Source organism: Pseudomonas sp. NPDC085632 (assembly GCF_044541255.1).
Lineage (GTDB): Bacteria > Pseudomonadota > Gammaproteobacteria > Pseudomonadales > Pseudomonadaceae > Aquipseudomonas.
Map to the genome: position 1 here is coordinate 1 of NZ_JBITSX010000015.1, position 25,559 is coordinate 25,559.

Genomic DNA, 25,559 nt, shown 5'->3' on the forward strand with positions numbered 1-25,559 from the left:
CAACGGATATCGGACTCCGGTAGCAATGGAAGCCTTGGCAGCATGAGAAATGACCTAAACCCTATAACCGTGTCCAGTATCGTTTGACCAGATCACCCCAGCCCTCTCCCCCCAAGGGGGCGAGGGGGAAAGGGAGCCGATCTTCATGTCATTCAAAACCTGAGTTCGGCTCGGTATTTCAGATCACGCCGATGCTTTCAAACCCTGAGTTCGGCTCGGTATTTCAGGTCGGTGTACCTCGAACAGACACCTCGGTCAGTCCCCTCTCCCTCTGGGCGGTCCGACGTTTCGGGAGGGTTAGGGTGAGGGGCTTCTAAAAGGCTCACCGTCGAGGCAATTCGATCACCACCTTCAACCCGCCCCACTCACTCTCGCCCAACACCAGCAACCCGCCCCAGGTCTCGACAATGTCGCGCACAATCCCCAATCCCAGGCCATGCCCGTGGGTCTGCTCATCCAGCCGCGTGCCGCGACTGAACACCTCTGAGCGCTGCTCTTCGGGAATCCCCGGGCCGTCATCCTCCACGCTCAGGGCAAAGCCATCCGTACGCTCGATCACGCTCAAGCGCACTTCGGCATCCGCCCATTTGCAGGCGTTATCCAGGAGATTCCCCAACAGTTCGAGCAAATCCTCACGATCCCACGGCAGTTGCAACCCTGCCGGCGCGACATAACTCAGCGCCAGATGCTCGCCATGAATCATGTTCAACGTCGCCAGCAACCCCGGCAGCTCCGCATCGCAATCAAACAGCGCACCCGGTAACGCATCACCGGACAGCCGCGCACGGTTCAATTCGCGATTAAGCCGTTGCTGCACCTGCTCCAGTTGTTCCTTGAGGACCTTGCGCAACTCGGGATGCGCATCGAGTTTTTCGCTGGACGCCAGGCTCAACAACACCGCCAACGGCGTTTTCAACGCATGCCCGAGATTACCCAAGGCATTGCGTGAACGCTTGAGGCTGTCTTCGGTGTGGGCAAGCAAATGGTTGATCTGCGCCACCAGCGGTTCCAGTTCCACCGGCACCTGTTCATCGAGTTGTGAACGCTGGCCCTGCTGCAGTTGCGCAATCTGTTCACGGGCCTTTTCCAGTGGTTTCAAGGCGCGACGCACGGTCAGCCGTTGCAGCAGCAGAATCAACAGCAACGCCGCCAGCCCCAGGCCCAGCCCGATCTGGCGCATGCGCTGAAAGCTCTCGCGCACAGGCGTGTAATCCTGCGCGACGCTGATCGAAATCGATTGGCCCAGGCGTCGATAGTCCGAACGCAGCACCAGCAATTGCTGACCGTCCGGCCCCAGTTGCAGATTGCTGTGCAGACCGGGATGGTCGAGCAGCGGCAGGTCCTGATCCCACAACGAACGCGAGCGCCAATGGCTGTCGGCAAAGTCGATCCGGAAGTAGTGCCCGGAAAACGGTCGCTGATAGGCCGGCGACAAATGCCGCTCATCCAGTTGCAGCCCCTGCGGCCCGCGCACCAATGCCACCAGCAGACTTTCGCTGTCGTTGCGCAGACCGGCTTCGAGGTAGCGCTGTAAACCCACTTCGAACAACCACAGGCTGGTTTGCGCCACTACCACGCCAACGATCACCATCACGCTGATCAAACCCAGGCTCAAGCGGCGCTGGATCGACCTCACGAAGCTTGCCCGCCGAACAGGTAACCCTGGCCGCGACGGGTTTCGATCACACTTTTGCCGAGCTTGCGCCGCAGGTGATTGACGTGCACTTCGAGCACGTTGGAGTCGCGCTCGGTTTCACCGTCGTAGAGGTGTTCGGCAAGGTGGCTTTTGGAAAGGATCTGCTCCGGGTGCAGCATAAAATAACGCAGCAGACGGAATTCGGCGGCGGTCAGTTGAATGTCGGCGCCGTCGCGCACTACGCACTGGCGGCCCTCGTCCAAATGCAGACCGGCAGCCTTCAAAGTCGGCTGATTGGCCTGGCCTTTGGAACGGCGCAGCAGCGATTGAATACGCAGTTGCAGCTCTTCAGGGTGGAACGGTTTGGTCAGATAATCGTCAGCGCCGGCCTTCAGGCCCTCGATGCGTTCGGCCCAGGAATCACGCGCCGTAAGGATCAGCACTGGAATCGCCAGACCACCGGCGCGCCACTGCGCCAGCACTTCAAGCCCCGGCACACCCGGCAGGCCGAGGTCGAGAATGATCAGGTCATACGGCTCGCTGCTGCCCTGATACAGCGCATCGCGGCCGTCGGCCAGCCAATCGACTGCATAGCCCTGGCGCTGCAGGCCGGCGAGCAATTCGTCGGCCAGCGGTACGTGGTCTTCCACCAATAGCAAACGCATCGATCAATCTTCCTTGTCTTTCACCAGTTCACCGGTATCGGCCTTCAAGTGCAGCTCACGGGCGACACCTTCGACGGTCAGCAACTCGACTTCATAAATGTAGACGTCGTGTTTTTCTTCCAGCTCGACTTCCAGCAATTTTGCGCCGGGATAGCGATCCATCGCCTGCTGCAGCACTTGCTCCAGCGGCAGGATCACGCCCTGCTTGCGCAGATTCAGGGCTTCGTCCGGACCGAGGTCACGGGCCATGGCCGTTGAGCAACACATCACCAGCGCCAACGCCGTGCGGCGGGTGACGCGAACATTAACCTTCATTACGTATCCTGATGATCCTTGAGAACCTGCCCAGTCACCGCGTCTAATTCCAGATCCCACTCCAGCCCCTGCGGATCACGCATTTCGATCTGGTAGATGTACTTGCCGTACTGCTCTTCCAGCTCGGTGTCGGTGATCGTCGAACCCGGGTGTTTTTCCAGCGCTTTGGCGTTGAGCTTCTCGAAGGAGACGATAGTACCAGCGTCGCGCAGGCGCAGGGCTTCGTCAGGGCCGAGATCGCGGGCATGGGCGAGGCTGGCAGTGAAGCCAATGATCGCGGCAATGGACAGGGCAGTCAGGGTTTTCATGGTGTCTCCGTATTTTTATGTGTTGCTTTACGGTGGGCACCTTAACGGGATGAACTTAACTGAAACTGAATTGCCATCATTGCTCCAGCGCAACACATGCCCCCGTGTAGGATTTTGTAACATGTGCTTATAATTGTTCGCTTGCTAACGATCGAGACCGGTATGACCGCCATCCACATCAAATTCCCCGCCCTCACCCTCAAGGCCGGCCCACGCGCCATGGCGCGCATTCGTGCCCAGGGCTTGAACGCCGCCGACGTCGGCACCCTGCCAGGCGCTGCCGGTGGGCCGAAGGCGTTGGGGATTCAGGGACTGGATCTGGCATTGTTCGGTGAATGGCTGCCGGGCGCGCCGCGCGAGCGTTCGCTGATCGGCGCCTCGGTCGGTTCCTGGCGCTTCGCCAGTGCCTGCTTGCCGGACGCCGCCGAAGGCATCCGCCGCCTCGGCCATCTGTACGCCGAGCAGAACTTCAACAAAGGCGTGACCATGGCCGAGATCAGTCAGAGCTCGCAGCGCATGCTCAACGACCTGCTCGACGGCCGCGACGCGAGCATCCTCGACAACGCGCATTACCGTCTGAACATCATGGTGGTGAAAAGTCAGGGGCGTCTGGCCGATGACCATCGCGGGCGACTGGGTCTGGCACTGGGCTCGGTGATTGCCGACAATCTGCGCGGCCGTGCACGGCTGTCGCGACACTTCGAACGGCTGATCATCCACGACCCGCGCCTCGCCCCGCCGGTCAATGCGCTGAACGATTTCCCGTCGCGCTTCGTCGCCCTGAATGCCGGCAATTTGCGTCAGGCCTTGTTGGCCTCGGGATCGATCCCGATGGTCATGGAAGGCGTGCGCGACCTCCCGGGCGCCGGCGCCGGTACGTTCCGCGACGGTGGTCTGCTCGACTATCACCTCGACCTGCCCTACAGCGGTGACGGCATCGTGCTCTATCCGCACTTCACCGACCGGGTCATTCCAGGTTGGTTCGACAAGACCCTGCCGTGGCGCAAGGCCTCGGTGGAGCGCTTGCAGGACGTGCTGCTGCTCGCGCCATCCAAGGAATATCTGGCGCGCCTGCCCTACGGCAAACTGCCCGACCGCAACGACTTCAAACGCTTCATGGGTGATGCACCGAGCCGGCAGAAATACTGGCACGCGGCGATGGACGAGAGCCGCCGCCTGGGCGATGAGTTCCTTGAACTGACTGCCAATGGTCGCCTCGCCGAGCGCTTGCTGACCCTTTAGTCAGCACGGCCAAACACAAGCTGGTAAACTCGCCGCCTGCCCGAATCGCTGCGGCGAACACCATCTGAACAGAGCCGAAAATACCGTGGAAATCTTCAAGGAATTTACTTTCGAATCCGCCCACCGCCTGCCGCACGTCCCGGACGGCCACAAGTGCGGACGTCTGCACGGTCACTCGTTCAAAGTGGCGCTTCACCTCAGCGGCGACCTCGATCCGCACACCGGCTGGATCCGCGACTTCTCCGAAATCAAGGCGATCTTCAAGCCGTTGTACGAGCGTCTCGATCACAACTACCTGAACGATATTCCCGGTCTGGAAAACCCGACCAGTGAAGTGCTGGCCAAATTCATCTGGAATGAAATGAAGCCATTGCTGCCGGAATTGAGCGCGATCCGTATTCACGAAACGTGCACCAGCGGTTGCATCTATCGCGGTGAGTAATTTCTGAGAACCTAACTATCCCTGTGGGAGCGAGCCTGCTCGCGAAAGCGGTTTGCCAGTCGACATTGATGTCGACTGGCACACCCTCTTCGCGAGCAGGCTCGCTCCCACAAGTAAACAGTGTTTTGCCAGAGAACAGCCCGCGAGGCTGTTTTTTTACGCCTATGCTTTTTGGCTCCCACCCGCCAAGAGGACAGGCCGATGACAGACTGGCTGCTGGATCAGGTCTTTGATTTCAATGGCCGACAGGTACGCTACGCCGTGCGCGGCGACGGCCCGCCGCTGGTGTTCGTGCATGGCACGCCGTTTTCGTCATATGTGTGGCACCGGATCGCGCCGCACTTTTTTGCCACGCATCGCGTGCATTACTTTGATCTGCTCGGTTACGGGCGCTCCGGGCAACCCGACGCGGACGTTTCTCTCGGCGTGCAAAACCAGCTGCTGGCGCAGTTACTCGACCACTGGAATATTCAAACCCCCGACGTCGTCGCTCACGACTTTGGCGGCGCCACCGTGCTGCGCGCGCACCTGCTCAATGGCAAGGATTATCGCAGCCTGACACTGATCGACCCGGTCGCGCTGACGCCGTGGGGTTCGCCCTTCGTACAACACGTGCGCCAGCATGAAGCGGCCTTCAGTGGCCTGCCCGACTACATCCAGCGCGCCATCGTGCCGACTTATATTCGCGGGGCGATCCACCGCGATATTCCTGAGGACGAACTCGCGCCCTACGTACAACCGTGGCTGGGCGATCCGGGGCAAGCGGCGTTCTATCGACAGATTGCGCAGATGGATGAGCGCTACACGCTGGAAGCTCAACCGCTGTACCCGACGATTCGCTGCCCGGTGCAGATTCTCTGGGGCGAAGAGGATCAGTGGATCCCCATCGAACGTGGCCGTGCCTTACACAAAATGATCCCGGGCTCGCAATTCCACGCCATCGCCAACGCCGGGCACCTCGTCCAGGAAGACGCCCCGGAAGCCATCGTCGCCGCCCTGCTGCGTTTTCTCTGAGCCAACAGCCATCCCTTGCGGGCGCGAGCCTGCTCGCGAAAGCGGAATATCAGCCACTGCAGATGTCGCCTGACACGCCGCCTTCGCGAGCAGGCTCGCTCCCACATTGGGCCTGAGTGCATTCAGGTGCACCGCTTTCGCGCCAATCCGCGCGACTCGTCTATACATAACCCGCGCCAACCGGCATTTGGCACGACCACTGCAACCCTTCCCCGCGTCTCCTCCACTCCTGCAAGGACCGCACCATGACGCAGAACGCTACCGGCAACGATTACCCCCTCAGCGAAGTCCCGATGCATGCGCGTAAAGGCCTGGCCTCCACGGCGATGGTGTTACTGGGCTTCACGTTTTTTACCGCGACCATGTTCGCCGGCGGCAAGCTCGGTGTGGCGTTCAACTTCGGCGAGATGATGGCGGTGATCGTCGTCGGCAATCTGCTGCTCGGTCTGTATGCGGCGGGCCTCGGCTATATCGCATTCAAGAGCGGCCTCAACTCGGTGCTGATGGGGCGTTTCTGTTTCGGTGAAATCGGCAGCAAACTCAGCGACCTGATCCTCGGTTTCACCCAGATCGGCTGGTATGCCTGGGGCACCGCGACCGCTGCCGTGGTAATCGGCAAATACTTCAATCTTGACGAAGGCACGGTGCTTGGTTTGATGGTGCTGTTCGGCCTGATGTTCTGCGCCACCGCCTACGTCGGTTATCGCGGGCTGGAGATTCTGTCGTACATCGCCGTGCCGGCGATGATGTTGCTGCTGATGCTGTCGATGTGGGTGGCGACGGTGAAAGTCGGCGGTTTCGAAGGCTTGCTCAGTGTGGTGCCGAGCGGTTCGCTGGACTGGTCAACGGCGATCACCCTGGTGTTTGGCACCTTCGTCAGTGGCGCTACGCAAGCGACCAACTGGACGCGCTTCTCGCGCTCGGCGCGCGTTGCGGTGCTGGCCAGTCTGATCGGTTTTTTCATCGGCAATGGCCTGATGGTATTGATCGGCGCGTACGGCGCCATCGTCTACCAACAACCCGACGTGGTTGAAGTGCTGCTGTTGCAAGGTTTCGCCATGGCCGCGATGGCCATGCTGTTGCTGAACATCTGGAGCACCCAGGACAACACCATCTACAACTTCGCCGTCGCCGGTTGCAACCTGCTGCGCACCGGCCGACGCAAAACCGTGACCCTTGCCGGCGCAGTGATCGGCACCCTGCTCGCCTTGCTCGGTATGTACGACATGCTGGTGCCGTACCTGATTCTGCTCGGCACGGTAATTCCGCCGATTGGCGGGGTGATCATGGCGGACTTTTTCTACCGCTGGCGCGGGCACTATCCGCGTCTGGCCGACGCACGGTTGCCGGCGTTCAACTGGCCGGGCCTCGGGGCCTATGCGGTCGGCACCGTCGCCGCGTTCAGCTCACCGTGGGTCGCGCCGCTGGTAGGGATCGCCGCTGCCGCGCTAACGTATGTCATCGTCACCGGCGTGCTCGGCGCTCGCCGCGCGACCGCGCCACTACAAGACCTATAAAAAAGGATTCGCCTGATGCACATCATCAACGCCCGTTTGCGCAACCAGGAAGGTTTGCACGAATTGCACCTTGAAGACGGCCTGATCCGCAGCATCGCCCGGCAGACCGAAGCGCCGACCCTCGGCCGGGATGACCTCGACGCCGGCGGTAATCTGGTGGTACCGCCCTTCGTCGAGCCGCACATTCACCTCGACGCCACCCTCACCGCCGGCGAGCCGCGCTGGAACATGAGCGGCACATTGTTCGAAGGCATCGAATGCTGGGGCGAACGCAAGGTCACCATCACCGAAGAAGACACCAAGACCCGCGCCAAGAAAACCATTCAGACCCTGGCCGCCCACGGCATCCAGCACGTGCGCACCCACGTCGACGTCACCGACCCGCAACTCACCGCGCTCAAAGCCATGCTCGAAGTGCGCGAGGAAAGCCGTCACCTGATCGATCTGCAAATCGTCGCATTCCCGCAGGAAGGCATCGAGTCGTTTCGCAACGGTCGCGAGTTGATGGAAGAAGCGATCCGCATGGGCGCGGACGTGGTCGGCGGCATTCCGCATTTCGAGTACACCCGCGATCAGGGCGTCAGTTCGGTGAAGTTCCTGATGGACCTGGCCGAGCGCACCGGTTGTCTGGTCGACGTACATTGCGATGAGACCGACGACCCGCATTCACGCTTCCTCGAAGTATTGGCCGAAGAGGCGCGCAGCCGCGACATGGGCGCTCTCGTCACCGCCAGCCACACCACGGCGATGGGCTCTTACGACAACGCCTACTGCGCGAAACTGTTCCGCCTGCTCGGGCATTCCGGGATCAGTTTTGTCTCCTGCCCGACCGAAAGCATCCACTTGCAAGGGCGCTTCGACAACTTCCCGAAACGCCGTGGCGTGACCCGCGTGAATGAGCTGCTCGAAGCCGGGATGAACGTGTGTTTCGGCCAGGACTCGATCGTCGATCCATGGTATCCGCTGGGCAACGGCAACATCCTGCGTGTGCTCGAAGCCGGGCTGCACATCTGCCATATGCTCGGTTACCGCAACCTGCAAAGTGCGCTGGATCTGGTCACCGACAACAGTGCCAAAGCGATGCACTTGGGCGAGCGTTATGGCCTGGAACAGGGACGTCCGGCGAATCTGCTGATTCTGTCGGCGGACAGCGATTACGAGGTGATCCGCAGTCAGGGCTTGCCGTTGTATTCGATTCGCGGTGGCAAGGTGTTGATGAAGCGGCAGATGCCGGTGGTGGAATTCAGTGCTGAGCCGAGCTGAGACTTGTGTTGAGGCCGATGGCCCCATCGCTGGCAAGCCAGACTCCCACAGGGTTTGATGCTGAACACAAAACTGAGTACAGCCACTCCTACAGGGTTATGTGTTTGAACATACTATTTGTGTTCACCACAAAACCCTGTGGGAGTCTGGCTTGCCAGCGATGGCGGTTTTGAATTCAGCCCATCAGCCGTGCCATACCCAACAATCTGACCCGCACTAATTCTCCGTCCGCCTCTTCCAGCAAAATCGGCGCCGTGCCACCGGGCATGACCACTTGCACTTCTCCCGCCGCGACCCAACCCACTCGCCACGCCGCGCAAGCCACCGCACTGGCGCTGGTCCCGGATGAAGCCGTCGGCCCTTCGCCACGCTCGAACACCCGGGCGAGGATTCGCTGCGGCGACTCCAGCACCGCCCATTGCAGATTGACGCCCGCCGGGCACGGATCACCGCCACCGGTGGGCATGGCGTAGGCGATTGCAGTCAACCCTTCGCTCAGGGCGGATTCACGCATCGGCTCGTTGCTCGGCAATGCCGCTACGTCGGCGAGCAGGGTTACGCAATGCGGGTTGCCGATGCGCACGAACTGGCTGTGCGCCCACTCGGAATCAAGTTGTGCCAAGGGCGCGACGTGGCTCACGTCCCGACCGTTGAACTGAAGGCTTCCAACCACCTGCGCGCCCACGGCATCCGGCCCGAATCGCGGTTGGCCGAGGTCCAGCCAAAAAACTTGAACGCCGTCGACTTCCGCCGGTTTTACCGAGGTTTCCACGGCCTCGCCCTTGTCGTGATGCACGCGCAACAACGCGCCCTCTTCCGGCATCAAGCCTTGCTCGGTCAGCGCCTGCGAGAAAATCGTCAGGCCATTGCCACTGCGCTCGGCGAGGGTGCCGTCGGTGTTGACGATCAGTACGTCGAACGGCGGCGACGCCTGGAACGGACCGATCAGCAGACCGTCGCTGCGGTGGGATTTGCTGTTCACCGGCCGCTGGCCTTCGGGCCAGTCACAGCAGAGTTTGATTGCTGCTGCGCTCCACGACTGACGCGACGAGGCGCATTCGGTGGCGCTGGCGGGCAAGGCAATGCCCCCGGCGCGCAGTGCCTGCGGCGAAATCACCCCGTAGATATTGCCCCGAGCATCGTAGAACTGCGTCATCACCGCCCCTTGCTGTTAAATCGCCTGAAGCCTCCACTGTAAAACGCAATCCCTTGTAGGAGCGAGCTTGCTCGCGAAAGCGGTGGGGCAGCCGATATTTTTTTCAGCTGACACTGCGCCTTCGCGAGCAAGCTCGCTCCCACAGGTTAGGATGTCGTCTGCGAATCCCCGAACACCCGCGATCGAACCTCGACGCCCTATCACTGTCCTTCGGGGACGCGAAGTTTTTTGCCAAGGATCGATATGACCAGCCTCACCCCCCAAGACACCTTCGTCCCCGGACGCCTGCAACAGATGTCCACGCGCATCGCCTTTTTCATCGCCGGGCTCGGCATTGCCGCGTGGGCGCCCTTGGTGCCGTACGCCAAGGCCCGTGCCGGACTGGATGAAGGCACGTTGGGGTTATTGCTGTTGTGCCTCGGCGTCGGTTCGATTCTGGCGATGCCGCTGGCGGGGATTCTGGCCACACGCTTCGGCTGTCGGCGTGTCGCCACCGGTGGCACATTGCTGATCTGCGCGGCGCTGCCATTGCTGGCCACGGTGTCGTCGATACCGGCGCTGATCGCCACGCTGTTCATGTTCGGCGCAGGCCTCGGTACGGTGGATTCGACCGTAAACCTGCAAGCGGTGATCGTCGAACGCGCCAGCGGCAAGAACATGATGTCGGGCTTTCACGGTTTGTTCAGTCTCGGCGGGATTGTCGGCGCGGCGGGCGTCAGTGCCTTGCTCGGCCTGGGTTTGACACCACTGGCCGCCATGCTGGTGGTGGTTGTCGTGCTGATCGCAGCATTGTTCAAATGCGTGCCGCACATGTTGCCCTACGGCAGTGAAAGCTCGGGCCCGGCATTCGCCATCCCGCACGGCATCGTGCTGTTTATCGGCGGGATGTGCTTCATCGTGTTCCTGACCGAAGGCGCGGCACTGGACTGGAGCGCAGTGTTTTTGGCGCAGGAACGCGGGATCGACACGGCGTACGCGGGGTTGGGTTACGCGGCGTTTGCCCTGACCATGACGGCCGGACGCTTGATGGGTGATCGGATTGTGCGGATGGTCGGTGCAACGCGGATCATTTTGTTTGGTGGTCTGTTGGCGGCTGCCGGTCTGTTTCTGGCGACGTTCGCGCCGAGCTGGGAAGCGGCATTGGTCGGTTACGCGCTGGTCGGTGCGGGTTGTTCGAACATCGTGCCGGTGCTGTACACAGCAGTGGGCAAGCAAACGGTGATGCCGGAAAGCATCGCGGTGCCGGCGATTACCACTTTGGGGTATGCAGGGATTCTGGCAGGGCCGGCGGTGATCGGTTTTGTCGCCCATGCCAGTAGCTTGAGTTTTGCCTTTGGCTTGATGGCGGTACTGTTGGTCGCGGTGGCCATCGGCGGTAAGACATTGAAAGTATGAAGATAAGCGCGACACCTGTCAGGTTTGACAGTAGACAGGCCTTGACCCTTTGAATCATGGTGATTTCCAGCCCCGCGGAAATGGAAATCTGTCATGAACATTCGAATTGGATCGGCTGTTGCACTTATCGCTTTTCTCCAGGGATGCGCCTCCGTCAATCGATACGACTGGGGCGAAGGCGAAGCCAATTTTGCTCCCGCCAAGCGGCTGGCCAATGCCAACGGACGTTATGCGCATTGGCAAGCCATTGGCCGTGTCGAAGTTGAAGGCGGCATGACCTGCTCCGGTACGCTCATTGACACACGAGAACCCGGTACTGTGTCGAATCCGGCTTATGTTCTGACCTCCGGACACTGCACACACCCGGAGACAGGCAATAACGAGGTCATCGTCAATCAGCCTGCAAAGGGTCGGGTTACGTTCAATTATTTTTTCGACACACAGCCGCACAGTCGCTCTTATGCGGTCAGCCGGATTGGCTGGAGCACGCTGCGTGGCCAGGACATCTCTATCGTTGAACTTGAACAGCCTCTGGCACAGTTGATCAGCGACGGTATCGAGCCTCTGAAACTGGCGCATGCCCCCTTGCCCCCCGAAGAAAACATTCTGATCACCGGCGCGCCCGTGGACGGCTTCATTCAGCGAATGGCATGCAAACAGGAACATTCGGCAGCGGTCATCGAAGGCCCGTGGCGATGGGTTGGACAATCGAGCAACCGTTGCCTCGATGTTGTCAGTGGATTATCCGGCTCACCATTGCTTGCGCGTTATACCAATGAAGTCGTGGGTGTGTTGGGCACTACCACGCGCGGAAGTGGCCGTAATCGATGTAACAAGGGCGCTCCCTGCGAAGTCGTTGCCGGGCAGGTGAACAAGCGAACTGACACCAACTACGCCTCCACAACCGAAGGCCTGGGTGCTTGCTTCACCAAGGGGCGTTTCGATCCGCGTCCGGGTAACTGCCCGCTGGGAGCGGCATGGTCCTTTCCGACACCATTGCAAAATAGTGATTACATCAAAGTCGAGCGTGACGAGCACGGACAGGTGGTGCCATGGCAGTGGGTACAAACCTTCGCATTGAGCGCTCCCTACTACCGCTATCGCTATACGCGCACGCTGGACGAATGCCAGTCACTTGCGGGGTACAGTCCACCCCAAGCCGCTCAGGCGGGTTCCGAGAATCAGTTGAGTCGTGAACTCAAAGAAGGTGCGGGGCTATATTTTCTCTGCCTGATTGGCCAACAGCAGCCTACGGACGTGCCAAAACAATCGGATGGAAAAAACCCCAGCGTCTATTGGCGGTGGTTTCTGGAAGCACCAGCGCCGTTGGCACCGACGTATACAATCGAATGGGTGGGTGGCGATGACTACGATGTCAGGGTTTTTCCGGTTTTCCCGGATCTGGATACCTTTCAACTTCAATACAAGTCCGGGCAGCCCGGGAGCATCAACTGCAATGACGGGCAGGGATTCCAACGCGTAACGCCCTCCACCGGCGTGTTCCATGTCTCCCTTGCAAATGGCCGGCAGAGCATTTGCCTCAAGGGCGCAGATCTGGCGGGCAATCCCGGACCCGTTATCAACTTTCTGATTCCCGAATAGCCTGAGAGCGCTTTTTGCTGAACCAGTGGAAACCGGTTCAGCAATGGCTTGAGCCTTAGAAACCTACGCTGGCCTGCACAAAGAACGTGCGCGGCGCGCCGACGTACATCCCCGAGTTGTTGTCGCTGGAGCGGGTGAAGTACTGCTTGTCGAAGATATTTTTCACCCCGGCACCCAACTTCAGGTTCGACACCTGCGGCCCGAAGTCATAACCCCCGCGCACGTTCCAGGTCACGTAACCCGGGATATCGCCATACTGCCCGTCCGCCGTGCCTTCGGTGATGTAGTTGCCGTTGAAACTGCCGTCGGCATTCACACCGGTGCCCGGCGAGCGCTGTTTCGACTGGGCAAAACCGTCGATGTTGTAGGTCCAGCGATTGATGTCATAACGCAAACCGACGGTCGCCACCTGCCGCGAATAGAACGGCAGATCACGGCCCTTGAAGCCCGGAATCTCGCCTTCATAAGTAGCGCGGGTGTAGGTGAAGCCAGCGTTGGCGGTCAAGCCGTCGAGACGCGGATCCAGCGCTGCCATGTCGTAGTGCACAGAGGCTTCGATGCCCTGGTGCTTGGTCGCACCGAGGTTGGTCCAGCCCACGTCATTGCTGATGTATTGCAGCTCGTCGTCGAAGTCGATGTAGAACAGCGTCACTTCACCGCCCCACACATCATCGTTGTAGCGCGTACCGATCTCGTAGGTCTTGGCCTTTTCCGGCTCCAGACCGTTGGCGGTCTGATCACCCGAACCGCCCTGACCGAGCTGGAAATACTGCAGGCTGCCGAACGAGGTTTCGTAGTTGGCGAACAGTTTCCACGCGTCCGACAGGTGATACATCACGCTCAGCGCCGGCAACGGTTCGTTGCTCTCGATGCTGCGGTTTTTCGCCTGTACCGGTTTGCCGGCCGTGTCGAGCACCGCGCGGTCATGCCAGTCGGTGCTGATGTGTTCGAAGCGAATGCCCGGGGTGATGGTCCAGTTGCCGACATCGATTTTGTTATCGATGTAAACCGAGTTGGCCTCGGTGCCGCCGGTGCGGTCCTGGAATATGTGGCCATCAGAGGTCGGCGTGAGCACCGGCTGGTTGTTGACCAGCGCCACGCGGCTCGATGATTCGTGCATCGCCTCTTTCAGGTAGCGATAACCGACGCTGACTTCCTGGGTAGTCGGGCCGACATCAAAAACCCGCGACACCCGTGGCTCGATACCCAGGGTGTAGTAGGAGCGCGGGTATGAGCTGAGGGTTTTCTGGTCGCGGGCGGCAATGGTGCTGCCACGGAAGCTGTCGGTGTAATAGGTGAGGATTTCCGCTTGGGTGCGCTCGTCGATCTGGCGGATCCACTTGAACGACACGTCTTTGCGCCGACCGGTGAATTGGTCGTAGTCGCGCACCGAGTCATACGGTTTGTCGTCGTACTGTTTCTGCGTCAGACCGCCGGGCATGTCGGCCGTGGCGTCGTAGTAGTGGAAGTTGAGGCTGAAATCGTCCTGATCGGTCGGCGCCCAATGAGTCTTGAGCAGCACGTCATCGATGTCATTGCCGTTGTTGCGCTCGCGGTAGCCGTTGCCGTTGACGCCGGAATACAGCAACGCCACGCCCATGCCATTGTCGGCAGTGCCGCCGAGGAACGCGGTGTCGATGTGTTTCCAGCCACCGTACTGGGTGGTTTCCAGCGTGGTGCCGATTTCACCGGTGGCTTTTTCCGGGATCGCGCGGGTGACGAAGTTGATCACGCCACCGACGTTCTGCGGCCCATAACGCACCGAACCGGCGCCGCGCACCACGTCAATGCTGTCGAGGTTGCCCGAAGAAATCGGTGCCATCGACAGTTGCGGCTGGCCGTAAGGGGCAAACGCCGCCGGCACACCATCGATCAACACGGTGGAGCGCGGCGACAGACGCGAAGTCAGACCGCGCACGCCGACGTTCAGGGAAATATCGCTGCCGCCGGTACCGTTGGAGTCCTGCACCTGCACACCCGGCACGCGCTTGAGCACGTCACTGACGTTCATTGCGCCCTGCTCGACCATCGCTTCGCGGCGGATCACCGTACGCGCACCCGGATGGTTCTGCACCACGGCAGCGTTGGCATCACCGAGCCAGTCGCCGACCACTTTGATGTCGGTCACGCCCAGTTCCAGCGGACCGTTGCTGGCGGCGGAAGTCGCGGCCGGCGACAGCGTTACCGAACCTTCGTTGATCTGATAATCCAGACCGCTGCCCTGCAGCAATTGGCGCAAGGCCTGCTCCGGCGAGATATCGCCATCGACCGCCGGGGCCTGTTTGCCGGCAACCAGATCCGGGCTGAAAAACACCTGAAGTGAAGTCTGCTGGCCCAGTTCGCTCAAGGCCTGACCCAGCGGCTGCGCGCGGATATGAATGGCTTCAGCCGCGAACGCCAGCGGCATCGCGGCGCTGACCGCCAGCGCCAGAGCGAGCGGCAGCCAAGGGGATTTTTTGTTGTTGGCAGGGGTGTTTTTCACGTCGTACGTAGTCCTGTGGATCGCAAGAGTGTGCGGCTGTTAATGCAAACCAGTTGCAGTTGAACAGGAAGACGATGAACTCGAAAAAAACCTGAATTTTATTTTGCGATTATTTCCTGACTGCCATCGGCAAGGGTGCGAACGGCCACCGGCAGGATGCTCGGCAAGGCTTTGAGCAAGGCATCGGTGTTGTCGGATTTGAACACGCTGGTCAGGCGCAGACTGGCCACTGCCGGATTGGCAACGGTCAGCGGCTTCTCACGATAACGCGACACTTCGGCGGCGACTTCACTGAGGCTGGCGTTGTTGAACACCAGTTTGCCGCTGCGCCACGCTGTGAGTTCCGCCGGATTGACCGCATAGGCCGTGGCGACTTTGCCTTGCGCATCGACATGGGTGCCGAGGCCTGCGGTCAGGTTGATGAATTCGTTATCCGGCGAGTTGTGGCCCTGCACCTTGACCGTGCCCTGCTCCACCGCCACGCGGGTTTGCGTGACATCGCGGCGTACATCGAAACGCGTGCCGGTGACCGTGACCTTGCCGCTGCCGGCCTCGACCACGAACGGTCGCGCAGTATCGTGCGCAACGCTGAACATCGCTTCGCCTTCGCTTAAATCAATGACCCGACGATCCTTTTCAAAACGCACCTGCAAGCGGCTGCGACTGTTCAGATCGATCACCGAACCGTCCGGCAGCGCCACATGTTTACGCTCGCCCAACGCTGTGGCGAATTCGGCGCTGTAGCCGCCCGGATGATTCAAGCCACTGAACAAGCCCAGCCCGAGCGCCACCGCCAGCACACTCGCGGCCACGGCATAACGCAACAACGGACGGCGATGGCGACGGTTCGGCGGGGTTTCAGCAAGGGCTTTGAGGCGTGGCGCCGGGAGCAGATCGGCTGCCGACCACAAGCCTTGCAGCAACTGAAATTCGTCACGGTGCTGCGAATGTTCATTCAGCCAGGCGTCAAAGCGCTGCTGCTCGTCGGCACTGATGGCCGGCTCCTGCAAACGCACAAACCAGCGAGCCGCGTCATCGCGCACCGATGTTTGCCCGCACGCGCAATCACGCGTATCCATCATGGAATGTCCTGTTGGGCTGGGGATGAAATGTCGCAGCGGCTCATGACTGCAACCCGTCGAGGCGATCACGCAGATGCCGCAGGGTGCGGATCATATACTTTTCGACCATGTTCTTGGACAGTCCCAGGCGTTCGGCGATTTCGGCCTGAGTCAGGCCTTCGATCTTCTGCCAGACAAAAATCTTCCGACAATTGACCGGCAACTCGCTGAGCGCCCGTTCGATGGAGTCAGCCAACTGGATCGCATGCATGTAATGCTCCGGGTCGCCGGATGACGATTCACTGTGATCAAGGGCCTGTGACTCCATGGCGCCGCGCCGATCCTCACGCCGATAACCGTCGACCGCAATATTGCGCGCGGTCTGGTGCAAATACGCCCGTGGCTGCTGCACCGCCGCCGAATCGGACTCAAGCACCCGCACAAAGGTGTCGTGCGCCAGATCCTCGGCCTGCGCGCGATTGCGCAGGCGACGAGTCCAGGTGCCGATCAACTCTTCGTAATGCTCGAAAAAGCCGGGTCTGCGGGGACGCATGGGGGTTTGGGCGGCGTGCTGAGGAAAGGGGTGTGAATAGTAATGCTTCGTATTAAGGCGAGGCAATGCATTCCTTGCGGTACCGACGAAGTCGACCGATCGTTATCGCCAAACCCAAAAAGCCTCTTCCAAAAAAGCAAGAGGCTTTGAACGATCTGTCAATTTCAAGCGGCCTGGTCGTGGAAATCCCGAGCGGTGTTTGCTGCCTGTCGCTGACGCGCAACCATCAACGCGACAAAGCTCACCAGTGCCGCCGCCAGCAGGTAGTACGCCGCCATCATCGGGTCACCGGTGTGGCGATACAGCAAGGTCACCAACGTCGGGGTAAAACTGCCGAACAGCACTACCGAACTGGCGTAGGCCACGCTGATCCCGGTCGAGCGCACGGCCACCGGGAACAACTCCGCCAATGCCGCCGATGCCGGTCCGGCGTACAGCACCATTAACATCGCGAGACCCGCCTGCAACAGCATCAATCCGCTGTCCTGCGGATTCTGCTTGAGCGCCAGGAATGCCGGATACGCCAGCAACAACACCCCTAGCGCCCCGAGCAACATGACGTTGTACCGCCCCCAACGATCCGACAACCAGCCGCCCAATGGGCTGAGCAAGGTAATGAAACCGACCAGGGTAATGCCGTAATAAGCCTTTCCGGCATCAAGATTGAGCATGGCCTGGGCGTAAGCCGGCATAAAGTTGATCAACTGGGTGCACACCGTCCACAGGGCAACGAATGCGATGCCCAACACAAGGCTGCGCCAATGCTGGAGGATTGCTTTCGCGGGGACTTCGATACCCTGTCGGGCGTGAGCCTGGAATGCGCTGCTTTCATCAATGGTGCGACGCACGTATACGCCGACGAAGTAGATCAGCACCCCCAGGACAAACGGCACACGCCATCCCCAACTGCCCAGCTGCTCAGGCGTCAAAACGGTCGCCAGGATGCTCGCAAACAGGCCACACAATAAAAACGAGCCTGCTTGTGCCACCTGCTGGATCGAGGTGAAAAAGCCTCGCCGCGAGGCCGGTGCCGATTCGCACAGGTAGGCCAGCGCGCTGCCAATTTCGCCACCCGCCGCCAGCCCTTGAACAATCCGCGCCGCCACCAGCAGCACCGTGGCGCCATAGCCCAGCACACTATAGCCAGGACAAAAAGCAATCAGCACAGTGCCGACAGCCATCATGTTCATGGTCAGGATCAACGCTTTCTTGCGTCCGTGGCGATCGGCGTAGCGGCCGATGAGAAACGCACCAAGCGGTCGCGCCACAAAACCCACCGCCAGGGTGACGAAGGTCGCCAGCAGCGACATCAGTTGATCCTGGGCAGGAAAAAAAGTCTTGGCGATGTGCAGGGAAAAGATCGCGAACAAGGTGAAATCGAACCATTCCAGGGTCGTGCCTATTCCTACAGCCAGCAGTATCCTGCGCTGCTGCCGCGGCGAATCCATATGCTTCATGGCGATGCTCTTCCAGACGTAGACGCGCAGGCCCGCGCGCACGGAATGCTTGGGTGCGGATGAGCACCAGACCCGTTCAGGCCTGGTGCACGGTCACTCCCGCAGGCTTACTGGACGCTGAACAGGCGCGAAGTGCGCTCCCATTCGCGTACGGTCTGATAGTCAGCATGGAGCACATTGCTGTCGGCATGGCTCATGAAGACGATACCGGGGCTGGAGAACAAGTCGACCGTCTTGACCACGGCGTCCCCTTCTTTTGGCGCACGCTGCAGCCAGGCTTTGCTCTTGAGGGTCTTGAGCAACTCTTCGTAGGAGGAACGAGTGACAACACCTTCCTGGCTGGAGATGAACTGCACCTGCCACAGCGGGTAATGGTGACCCTGCTGCGCATCGACAATGGAGTCGATGGCCGACTCCCCTTCCCTGACCAGCTTGCCCACCAGATCCAGCTGACTGGCGCCGACCGCGTAGTTGGCCGCCGGACGATTGAGCCCCCCCGACAGACGCGAGGCACATTCGATCAAGGTCGGGCCTGCCTCGGTCACGATCAACTCGGTGTGGTTGGCACCGTAGCGGATACCCAAGGCATTCAGTACGCCGTGGACGTACTCGACGATCTCCTTCATTTCGGGCGACGTCGGGTCGAACAGCACGGCACGGTCATAGATCCAGCCACCGTCCGGTGCCGGCAGCTTGTCGGCGCGCCAGATCTCGGTGATCACATGCTTGCCATGGCCGCTGACGCCATTGATGAAATACTCCGGCCCTACCAGCAAGCGCTGCGCCAGCACCGCATCATTGCGCTCGCCCAATTGATTGACGGTGCCGAAGAGCTTGTCGAAGCTGTCGACGAGCTCACTTTGATCGGCGCAGAAGGTCACCGAGTCGGTCCCGGCACTGGCCTGAGGCTTGATGACCACCGGCCAGCTGCCACTGGCGGCCCACTGACTCAGCCCATCGCGGTCACGGGCCAGATAGTGATCCATGCTGCGCAGGCCAACAGCCTTGAGGCGCTCGTGCATGGTGTATTTGTCGCGACGCGCCAGGCTGGTGGAGGGATCGTTGCCCGGCAGTTGCAAGGCCGCGGCGAGCAGGTCAGCGACAATCACCCCGCTCTCGGTGCCCGGCAACACGGCGCTCGGGTGCAAAGCGTTGATTTCATTGGCCAGGCGCTGGATATCACCGTGGTACTCGAAGTGCGCTATGTATTCGTCCTTGTGGTAGGTGCGCAGGTAGTACTCCGGCGGATTGGGTGAACTGCTCACGTGAATGCACTTCCAGCCAGACTCGGCCATCAGCGCCGGCAATTGTGAGCCTGATGAATAACCATCGACTACAACGAGGATTTTTTCCTTGGCTTGTGTCATTTGCTGTCTCCCTTGAATTTCATCCATGTGCCAAACACCGTAACCAGAGCGATCACGGAACAGCCCAAAGCAGAGGTCATCGACCACTGGATTCGGGCATCAAATACTTGAAAGACGTAAGTGAGCAACGGCGCCCACGCCAGCAACGCCGCCACGGTAAAGGGTTCCGAAAGAAGGATGCCGCGCTGCAGCAGCCACAACGGAATGATGACCCCGAGCAGCGTCGCAATGGCCAGGCCACCCAATTGCGTACTTGAGGCAAACGCGAAGCCGGGACCGCTCCAGGCAAGCACCGCCGCGACGATGATCAGCAAGTAGAACCGATGCGCCATGATCCGTGTGGCAGTCCAGTTGCGCTCGCCCAATTGTTTGGTCGCGATGGTGTTCAGCGCTTGGGATGCACCGCCGGCCGCGGCGGCGGCGAGGCCGATAATGGTGTCGCTGAAGTTGATCGGGCGAATCCCCGCCAGCCCCACCAGGGACGCCCACGCCAGCAACGCTGTGCCGGAAAGAATGCCCGCCGCGACCGCGTAGGTGTAAAGCGGCAACTGACGCCGCCGAACTATGCGCTCCAGCAGAATCGTGCTCACCGGCCCAAGCCCGCCCATGATGGCGCTGACGATGGCGGGTTCGATGTAGCGCAGGGCATAGAAGTAGCCGATCCAGTTCAGGGCGCTGGTGAAGTTCAGGACGGTCAGCGGGCCGGCAGCATCGGCACCGATTGCCAAGCCCTTGGTACCGGAACTCAGCAATAACCGCGACAGAAAGAAGCCGCTGGTGATTACAAAACTCCAGAACAGAAAGGTGAACGGATGCAGTTGCTGCAGCAGGTTGCCCGAGAACACCGCGTTGGCGTTGGCCAGAATCAGAAAGGCCACCACATACAGAATGCCGGCCCGCACCACACCACGGCTGACAGGCGTAGCCATGCCAGTAAGGCTGACTTCAGGCTTGTTCATTGACGGTCTTCTCCATGAATACACTCAGCGGGTCTTCCCGGTAATCAGCGAACGGGCCGCGATCGCGAAAACCTGCGCGGCGGTAGAGCGAAATAGCCTCCGGCTGGCTGACCCCGGTCTCCAGCAACAAGGTACGGGCACCATTGCGATGGGCGAGCTGTTCAAGCCGCTTGAGCAACCGCGCACCCACGCCACGTCGACGGGCATTGTCGGCGACAAACATGCGCTTGAGTTCTGCCTGCCCTTCGCCGATCGCCACCACCGCTCCGCAACCCAGCACTTCGCCGCTATCCAACTCGCGGGCGACCACGAAGCTCACCCCCGGAGCCTTGAGCTGTGCGACGTCGAGCATGTGCACGCTTTCATCCGGGTACAGGGAACGCGCGTAATCTTCCGAGCGTTGAAGCAGCTCGGCGGTCTGCAATTCCTCGGGGTCACCCTCGTCGATGCTGTAGCCAGTCTGCCCGGTGGCCGGCGGCGATGCGTAATCCTCCAGCACCATGGCAGCGCCTTTTTCGCCGATCATCAGGGATGCGGCGTTGGTATTGCCCGACACCATCGTCGGCATGATCGACGCGTCGATCACCCGCAAACCGTCGAGACCGCGCACGCGTAACCGATGATCAACCACGGCCAGCTCATCGTTGCCCATGCGGCAGGTACCCACGGGGTGATAAGAGGTGTCGCCCTGAGTACGGGCATACGCCAGCAATTCTTCATCGCTGGCGACCTGGGTGCCGGGGGACAACTCGTGATCACAGTAGGGCTGCAGGGCCGCTTGGGCAGCAATGTCACGGATAATGCGCATGCCCGCAATCATCCGCCGGCGGTCATCCTCATGTTCAAGGAAGCGCGACTCGATGACCGGTGCCTCGCCAGGGTCACTGGAGCAAATGTGAATACTGCCGGTGGATTCGGGCCGCAACGGATACAGGCCCACGGTCATGCCGGGCAAGGTGTCCAGACGACGACTGGAACCAGGGCCGTAACTGGCCGGGGCGAAATGAAACTGCAAGTCTGGCCGCGGCTCTTCCTCGCGTGATTTGACGAAGCCATGGCCCAGAGCAATCGGCAAACTGAGTACGCCGCGACGGCGAAAGACGTAGTTGAGCGTTTCCCTGAACAACGCGAAACCACGGGTGCGTTCGTTGAAGGTGATTTTCTGGCGAATGCGCCACTTCAGTCGGGACGCGAAGTGATCGCGGAAGTTCTCACCCACGCCAGGCAGCGCATGTCGCAGCGGTACGCCGGCCTTCTCCAGGACCGCTGGCGCACCAATGCCGGACAACTCGAGCAACTGAGGCGACTGGATGACACCGGCACTGAGGATCACCTCACGCCGGGCCGTGGCCGATTGCAACGTGCCCTTGAGGTACTCCACACCAACACAGCGCTTGCCTTCCAGACGCAGTTTTTGCACCGCGGCCTCGGTTATCACCGTCAGGTTTGCCCGCTTGCGCGCCGGCAACAGGTAGCGGCCATAAGCCGAGGAACGACGGCCCTGATCATGGTTGACCTGGTAATAGCCAAAGCCCTCCTGATCGCCGCTGTTGTAGTCGCGATTGCGTCGATACCCGGCTTCGCCGGCTGCCGCCAGAAAGGCATCGCACAACTCGTCATATTCGCGTGGCAATGCCACATGAATCGGCCCGTCCTGGCCACGACTCTCGCCGCTGACGTCCACGCTCGACTCCAGGCGTTTGAAGTACGGCAACACTTCCTCCCAGGTCCAGCCCGGGTTGCCTTGACTGGCCCACTCGTCATAGTCCTCGCGCTGACCCCGGACAAAGATCATCCCGTTGATCAGGTTCGATCCGCCCAACAGGCGCCCCCGGGGAATCTGCAGACGGCGTCCACCCAGCGTCGGGTCCGGGCGGGTCTCGAAGCACCAGTCATATTTCGGATTACCCATCAGCAGCACTTCACCGACGGGGATCGACAGCAATGGACTGCGGCGTTCGGCCCCCGCCTCCAGCAGCAGTACCTTGGTCGCCGGGTCCTCACTCAAGCGTGCAGCCAATACGCAGCCAGCCGCGCCGGCGCCGACGATGATGTAGTCATACTCGCTCATGCCCGTCGGTTCCTGTCCTGATTGTCGGCGGTGCGCGCACCGATGGTGGTGCGATGCAGCAGGCGACGATATTTGTCGTCATACACCGTGGCCTTGTGCATGGCGCTGCGGTTGTCCCAAAGAATGATGTCGCCCGGGGTCCAGCGATGCCGATAGGTGAATCGCGGCTGCACCGAGAACTCCTGCAGGAACGTCACCAGTGGCGCACTTTCCTCCAGCGGCAAACCTTCGATCCGCCACGGCACGTTGCCGCCGGCATACAGCGCCTTGCGCCCACTGACTTCATGGCGACGCACCAGCGGTTGCGGCACGTCGATCCACTCAGCCAGTTCCTGGGGAGATGGCGCAGGCCGGTCGGGGTAGTTGTAGGGCCGTGACTGAGTCCGGCTGATGACCACCTTGAGGTGTTCGATACGATCCTTGACCGCTTCCGGCAATGCTTCATAAGCGGCAAACATATTGGCGAACCACGTGTCGCCGCCTTCCGGCGGGATTTCCAGCGCATGCAGCATCGATCCGGCTGGCGGCACGTCCAGATAATGGCCATCGGTGTGCCAGACCCGACCGCTGACCGGCGAGCCGATCAGTTTTCCATCCTTGGTAATGTTCGACAGGATGAGGATTTCCGGCTGGGTCTGTTCGCTGAACTGCGAACGGGTATAGCTGACCAGCTCACCAAAATTGCGGCTGAACGCCAGTTGCTGATCGGGACTCATCGACTGGCCGCGAAACAGCAGGATGGTGCTGCTGATCCAGGCGTTGTAAAGCGCTTCGATCGTGTCGTCACTGAGCCTGGCATTGACGTCGATGCCACGGACTTCGGTGCCGATAAACTCAGTAACGGGGACTAACTCAAGCATGCTGCCTCCTTGGTCTTCATGGGATCAGACTTCCGTGCTGACCGTGTCTTACACCGCGATATCGTTGTCGACGATCCAGCGGTTCATCTCCACCAACTGGATCAGCAGATGCGCGGGACTGGCGCCGCCCGGCAGCATCGAAGCATTGAGCTGGTTCGCGGCGATCTGCTCGATCAGTGCGCTGAGACGCGGGGTGTCGAACATCCAGGCAATCGGCGATTTGGGATCAGTCGCGATCCAGCGCGCTTCGCTGATGAGTGCCCGGTCATATTCAGAGTCCTGAATGTGCGGGTACGCGCTTTTCTTCCGATTCAAGGTAGTCGGCGGCAGGATGTCGTGCATGGCAGCCTTGAGCAAACCTTTCACGCCGCCACGGGATTTCATTTCCCACGGCACGTTCCATACGTACTGGATCAGTTCCGGATCGCAGAATGGCACGCGCACTTCCAGGCCTTGCGACATGCTCATGCGTTCCTTGCGATCCAGGATCACCGACAACGGGCCGGACATGCCGAGGAACAGCACCTCGCGCATGCGCGCCGCGTCGCCGCTTTCGCCAGGCAGGCGTGGCACCTGACTCAGCCAATAGTCGTAACGGGCACGTTCGTCCTCTGCCACGCGCTGTGCACTGATCAGGCTCGGCGACAGATAGTGGGCCAGCTTCGGGCCATCGCCCAGCCACGGGAACTGAGGACGGGCCAGCAGTTCGGGTTTGAAATAATAAGGGTAGCCGCCGAAGATCTCGTCGGCAGCCTCGCCAGTCAGCGCCACGGAGCAATTGCCGCGCATGCGTTCGAACAGCAGGTACATCGAGGCATCGAACTGCCCCCAGCCAGGCAGGCCGCGGGCCTTGCGCGTAGCCGGAATGACGCCGAGCAGATCCTGCATGGTTGCACTGAGTGTCGTGTGACGGGTACCCATGTATTCGGCGGCCAGCGCGGCGAAAGGTGCATCGATGTCAGGCCGCAGTTCGGTGGAGGTGAAGGCATCCTCGTCACTGTCGAACTTCAGGCAGAAGGTATCGAGTGCTGCGCCGCCGCCCTGGCTTGCCAGTTGCTTCATGACCAGCGCGGCGACCGACGTGGAATCGATGCCGCCGGACAACATCGCCGCGCAAGGCACTTCATGCACGTACTGGCGCGCCACGACGCCTTCAAGCAGTTCGCGGACGCGGTCCTTGGTCTGCTCGAAATCATCGGTATGCGCGGCGCTTTCCAGTTTCCAGTAACGATGCAATTCATGCCCACGTTCGTCAAAGGTCAGCACACTGGCGGGAGGCAACTCGCGCAAGCCTTGCAACGGGGTTTCGCCAGGCAACGCCATGCGCGGCTGAAGCACGATGGCCAGCGCGCTCGTGTCCAGCCGGGCGGTAAAGTGGGGATGGGCTTTGATGGCGGTAGGTACGCTGCCAAAAATGACACCGCCGTCACGCAGGGTGTAGTAAAGCGGTTGCAAGCCGAGGCGGTCTCGCGCCAGCAATAATCGGCGCTTCTGGCCGTCCCAGATCGCGATGGCAAACATGCCTTCGAGGCGTTCAACGAACCCGACACCCCACTGGGCATAGGCACGGCGAATGATTTCAGCGTAGGACCAGCGATCAGGTGCCGGATCCAGGTCAGCGAGTTGCTGCTGCAACTGCGCAGCGTTGTACAACTGTCCGGTGTACATGATAGCCACGGTGGCGCCATGGATCTCGCCAATCCACGGTTGCTCGTCCCAGTCATAACGCGAAGTGACTGTACGGCAATGTCCCAGTGCAACCTCAGGCCCCAGCCATACCGCATGCCCGTCCGGTCCACGCCCGGACATCGCAACGATCATTGCCGAGACAATTTCGGCGACCTTCGAACGAGGAATGTTTGCTTGCTGCCCAACACCGTGACGCAGGTCGACCCAACCGGCCATGCCGCTCATATAACACTCCTTGTCGAATTACCTACGGGCAACGCCTTTATTGGCGAAACCTGTTCCATGTAGATCAATGTGCCGCCTGGACTGACTAAAGCAATTTCATGCTTCGTTTTTAATATCTCTGTTCAGCCGGGGCACAAGCTACTTCAAGCAATACATCCCTGACAAGTGCCTTGTTAATGACAAATAACCTAATTGAAGGTGCTTATTACCTAATGTAATTTGCGCAAACTCAAAGCAACTCGCAGGCGCACCAGAACGGCGCGAAACAGCCACACCACCT

21 protein-coding genes are annotated in these 25,559 nt (G+C 60.5%); 7 read left to right on the forward strand and 14 right to left on the reverse strand.

The annotated features are described in order from the left end of the window. Positions 1-322 precede the first annotated feature (322 nt). From ACIF4X_RS12700 to ACIF4X_RS12715, 4 genes are read right to left on the reverse strand one after another with little or no spacing between them, the layout of a single operon-like run. On the reverse strand, positions 323-1,636 hold the full coding sequence (locus ACIF4X_RS12700; RefSeq protein ID WP_397482381.1) for a sensor histidine kinase: 1,314 nt from the start codon (positions 1,634-1,636) through the stop codon (positions 323-325). Next, positions 1,633-2,301 (reverse strand): response regulator transcription factor, encoded by a 669-nt coding sequence (locus tag ACIF4X_RS12705; protein WP_397482382.1) that lies wholly within the window; start codon positions 2,299-2,301, stop codon positions 1,633-1,635. Before ACIF4X_RS12705 ends, ACIF4X_RS12700 begins: the two co-directional genes overlap by 4 nt. A gap of 3 nt (positions 2,302-2,304) precedes the next feature. Then, positions 2,305-2,616: a PepSY domain-containing protein gene (locus tag ACIF4X_RS12710; protein ID WP_397482383.1), complete on the reverse strand. Its 312-nt coding sequence runs from the start codon at positions 2,614-2,616 to the stop codon at positions 2,305-2,307. Then, positions 2,616-2,924, reverse strand: a complete 309-nt coding sequence (locus ACIF4X_RS12715; RefSeq protein ID WP_397482384.1) for a PepSY domain-containing protein — start codon at positions 2,922-2,924, stop codon at positions 2,616-2,618. Before ACIF4X_RS12715 ends, ACIF4X_RS12710 begins: the two co-directional genes overlap by 1 nt. A gap of 162 nt (positions 2,925-3,086) precedes the next feature. Between ACIF4X_RS12715 and ACIF4X_RS12720 the strand changes: the two genes are divergently transcribed. The 5 genes from ACIF4X_RS12720 (at position 3,087) to codA (ending at position 8,402) form a co-directional block, all read left to right on the forward strand. After that, positions 3,087-4,166, forward strand: a complete 1,080-nt coding sequence (locus tag ACIF4X_RS12720) for a patatin-like phospholipase family protein (protein ID WP_397482385.1) — start codon at positions 3,087-3,089, stop codon at positions 4,164-4,166. Between the two features lie 85 nt (positions 4,167-4,251). Further along, the gene (gene queD / locus ACIF4X_RS12725) at positions 4,252-4,608 is read left to right on the forward strand and encodes a 6-carboxytetrahydropterin synthase QueD (protein ID WP_007915588.1); all 357 of its coding nucleotides are present in this window, start codon (positions 4,252-4,254) and stop codon (positions 4,606-4,608) included. Positions 4,609-4,809: 201 nt separating this feature from the next. Further along, positions 4,810-5,622 carry an alpha/beta fold hydrolase gene (locus ACIF4X_RS12730; RefSeq protein ID WP_397482386.1) on the forward strand — a complete coding sequence of 271 codons (813 nt, stop codon included), beginning with the start codon at positions 4,810-4,812 and terminating at the stop codon, positions 5,620-5,622. A 245-nt stretch (positions 5,623-5,867) separates the two neighbouring features. Beyond that, the gene (codB, locus tag ACIF4X_RS12735; RefSeq protein ID WP_397482387.1) at positions 5,868-7,139 is read left to right on the forward strand and encodes a cytosine permease; all 1,272 of its coding nucleotides are present in this window, start codon (positions 5,868-5,870) and stop codon (positions 7,137-7,139) included. 15 nt (positions 7,140-7,154) lie between these two features. After that, positions 7,155-8,402, forward strand: a complete 1,248-nt coding sequence (codA, locus tag ACIF4X_RS12740; RefSeq protein WP_397482388.1) for a cytosine deaminase — start codon at positions 7,155-7,157, stop codon at positions 8,400-8,402. 175 nt (positions 8,403-8,577) lie between these two features. Here codA and ACIF4X_RS12745 read toward each other — a convergent pair whose 3' ends face one another. Further along, a complete protein-coding gene (locus tag ACIF4X_RS12745; RefSeq protein ID WP_397482389.1) occupies positions 8,578-9,558 on the reverse strand; it encodes a diaminopimelate epimerase in 981 nt (326 codons plus the stop codon). Positions 9,559-9,801: 243 nt separating this feature from the next. On the opposite strand from ACIF4X_RS12745, the gene ACIF4X_RS12750 reads away from it, so the two are divergent. Both ACIF4X_RS12750 and ACIF4X_RS12755 read left to right on the forward strand, forming a co-directional pair. Beyond that, positions 9,802-10,953, forward strand: a complete 1,152-nt coding sequence (locus tag ACIF4X_RS12750) for an MFS transporter (protein ID WP_397482390.1) — start codon at positions 9,802-9,804, stop codon at positions 10,951-10,953. A 93-nt stretch (positions 10,954-11,046) separates the two neighbouring features. Then, positions 11,047-12,555, forward strand: coding sequence for a trypsin-like serine peptidase (locus tag ACIF4X_RS12755; protein ID WP_397482391.1), 1,509 nt, complete (start codon positions 11,047-11,049; stop codon positions 12,553-12,555). 55 nt (positions 12,556-12,610) lie between these two features. On the opposite strand, the gene ACIF4X_RS12760 is transcribed toward ACIF4X_RS12755, so the two are convergent. The 9 genes from ACIF4X_RS12760 to asnB form a co-directional block, all read right to left on the reverse strand. Continuing rightward, entirely contained in the window at positions 12,611-15,037 is a 2,427-nt protein-coding gene (locus ACIF4X_RS12760) for a TonB-dependent siderophore receptor (protein ID WP_397482392.1), read from the reverse strand. 98 nt (positions 15,038-15,135) lie between these two features. Beyond that, complete coding sequence (locus tag ACIF4X_RS12765) at positions 15,136-16,119, reverse strand: FecR family protein (RefSeq protein ID WP_397482393.1); 984 nt, start codon at positions 16,117-16,119, stop codon at positions 15,136-15,138. Positions 16,120-16,159: 40 nt separating this feature from the next. Further along, the gene (locus tag ACIF4X_RS12770) at positions 16,160-16,651 is read right to left on the reverse strand and encodes a sigma-70 family RNA polymerase sigma factor (RefSeq protein ID WP_016984563.1); all 492 of its coding nucleotides are present in this window, start codon (positions 16,649-16,651) and stop codon (positions 16,160-16,162) included. Between the two features lie 164 nt (positions 16,652-16,815). Next, on the reverse strand, positions 16,816-18,108 hold the full coding sequence (locus ACIF4X_RS12775) for an MFS transporter (RefSeq protein ID WP_397482394.1): 1,293 nt from the start codon (positions 18,106-18,108) through the stop codon (positions 16,816-16,818). A gap of 107 nt (positions 18,109-18,215) precedes the next feature. After that, positions 18,216-19,475, reverse strand: a complete 1,260-nt coding sequence (locus ACIF4X_RS12780; protein ID WP_397482395.1) for an ATP-grasp domain-containing protein — start codon at positions 19,473-19,475, stop codon at positions 18,216-18,218. Then, a complete protein-coding gene (locus tag ACIF4X_RS12785; protein WP_397482396.1) occupies positions 19,472-20,434 on the reverse strand; it encodes an EamA family transporter in 963 nt (320 codons plus the stop codon). Before ACIF4X_RS12785 ends, ACIF4X_RS12780 begins: the two co-directional genes overlap by 4 nt. Continuing rightward, positions 20,421-22,505: a GNAT family N-acetyltransferase gene (locus tag ACIF4X_RS12790; protein WP_397482397.1), complete on the reverse strand. Its 2,085-nt coding sequence runs from the start codon at positions 22,503-22,505 to the stop codon at positions 20,421-20,423. Before ACIF4X_RS12790 ends, ACIF4X_RS12785 begins: the two co-directional genes overlap by 14 nt. Then, a complete protein-coding gene (locus ACIF4X_RS12795) occupies positions 22,502-23,365 on the reverse strand; it encodes a TauD/TfdA family dioxygenase (RefSeq protein WP_127929090.1) in 864 nt (287 codons plus the stop codon). Before ACIF4X_RS12795 ends, ACIF4X_RS12790 begins: the two co-directional genes overlap by 4 nt. A gap of 48 nt (positions 23,366-23,413) precedes the next feature. Further along, on the reverse strand, positions 23,414-25,279 hold the full coding sequence (gene asnB, locus ACIF4X_RS12800; protein ID WP_397482398.1) for an asparagine synthase (glutamine-hydrolyzing): 1,866 nt from the start codon (positions 25,277-25,279) through the stop codon (positions 23,414-23,416). Between the last annotated feature and the right edge of the window lie 280 nt (positions 25,280-25,559).

Bases quoted from the DNA above. Each gene is read 5' to 3' on its own strand.
- ACIF4X_RS12705 (WP_397482382.1), bottom strand. From the start codon at position 2,301: ATGCGTTTGCTATTGGTGGAAGACCACGTACCGCTGGCCGACGAATTG.
- ACIF4X_RS12710 (WP_397482383.1), bottom strand. From the start codon at position 2,616: ATGAAGGTTAATGTTCGCGTCACCCGCCGCACGGCGTTGGCGCTGGTG.
- ACIF4X_RS12715 (WP_397482384.1), bottom strand. From the start codon at position 2,924: ATGAAAACCCTGACTGCCCTGTCCATTGCCGCGATCATTGGCTTCACT.
- ACIF4X_RS12720 (WP_397482385.1), top strand. From the start codon at position 3,087: ATGACCGCCATCCACATCAAATTCCCCGCCCTCACCCTCAAGGCCGGC.
- ACIF4X_RS12730 (WP_397482386.1), top strand. From the start codon at position 4,810: ATGACAGACTGGCTGCTGGATCAGGTCTTTGATTTCAATGGCCGACAG.
- codB (WP_397482387.1), top strand. From the start codon at position 5,868: ATGACGCAGAACGCTACCGGCAACGATTACCCCCTCAGCGAAGTCCCG.
- codA (WP_397482388.1), top strand. From the start codon at position 7,155: ATGCACATCATCAACGCCCGTTTGCGCAACCAGGAAGGTTTGCACGAA.
- ACIF4X_RS12745 (WP_397482389.1), bottom strand. From the start codon at position 9,558: ATGACGCAGTTCTACGATGCTCGGGGCAATATCTACGGGGTGATTTCG.
- ACIF4X_RS12750 (WP_397482390.1), top strand. From the start codon at position 9,802: ATGACCAGCCTCACCCCCCAAGACACCTTCGTCCCCGGACGCCTGCAA.
- ACIF4X_RS12755 (WP_397482391.1), top strand. From the start codon at position 11,047: ATGAACATTCGAATTGGATCGGCTGTTGCACTTATCGCTTTTCTCCAG.
- ACIF4X_RS12765 (WP_397482393.1), bottom strand. From the start codon at position 16,119: ATGATGGATACGCGTGATTGCGCGTGCGGGCAAACATCGGTGCGCGAT.
- ACIF4X_RS12770 (WP_016984563.1), bottom strand. From the start codon at position 16,651: ATGCGTCCCCGCAGACCCGGCTTTTTCGAGCATTACGAAGAGTTGATC.
- ACIF4X_RS12775 (WP_397482394.1), bottom strand. From the start codon at position 18,108: ATGAAGCATATGGATTCGCCGCGGCAGCAGCGCAGGATACTGCTGGCT.
- ACIF4X_RS12780 (WP_397482395.1), bottom strand. From the start codon at position 19,475: ATGACACAAGCCAAGGAAAAAATCCTCGTTGTAGTCGATGGTTATTCA.
- ACIF4X_RS12785 (WP_397482396.1), bottom strand. From the start codon at position 20,434: ATGAACAAGCCTGAAGTCAGCCTTACTGGCATGGCTACGCCTGTCAGC.
- ACIF4X_RS12790 (WP_397482397.1), bottom strand. From the start codon at position 22,505: ATGAGCGAGTATGACTACATCATCGTCGGCGCCGGCGCGGCTGGCTGC.
- ACIF4X_RS12795 (WP_127929090.1), bottom strand. From the start codon at position 23,365: ATGCTTGAGTTAGTCCCCGTTACTGAGTTTATCGGCACCGAAGTCCGT.
- asnB (WP_397482398.1), bottom strand. From the start codon at position 25,279: ATGAGCGGCATGGCCGGTTGGGTCGACCTGCGTCACGGTGTTGGGCAG.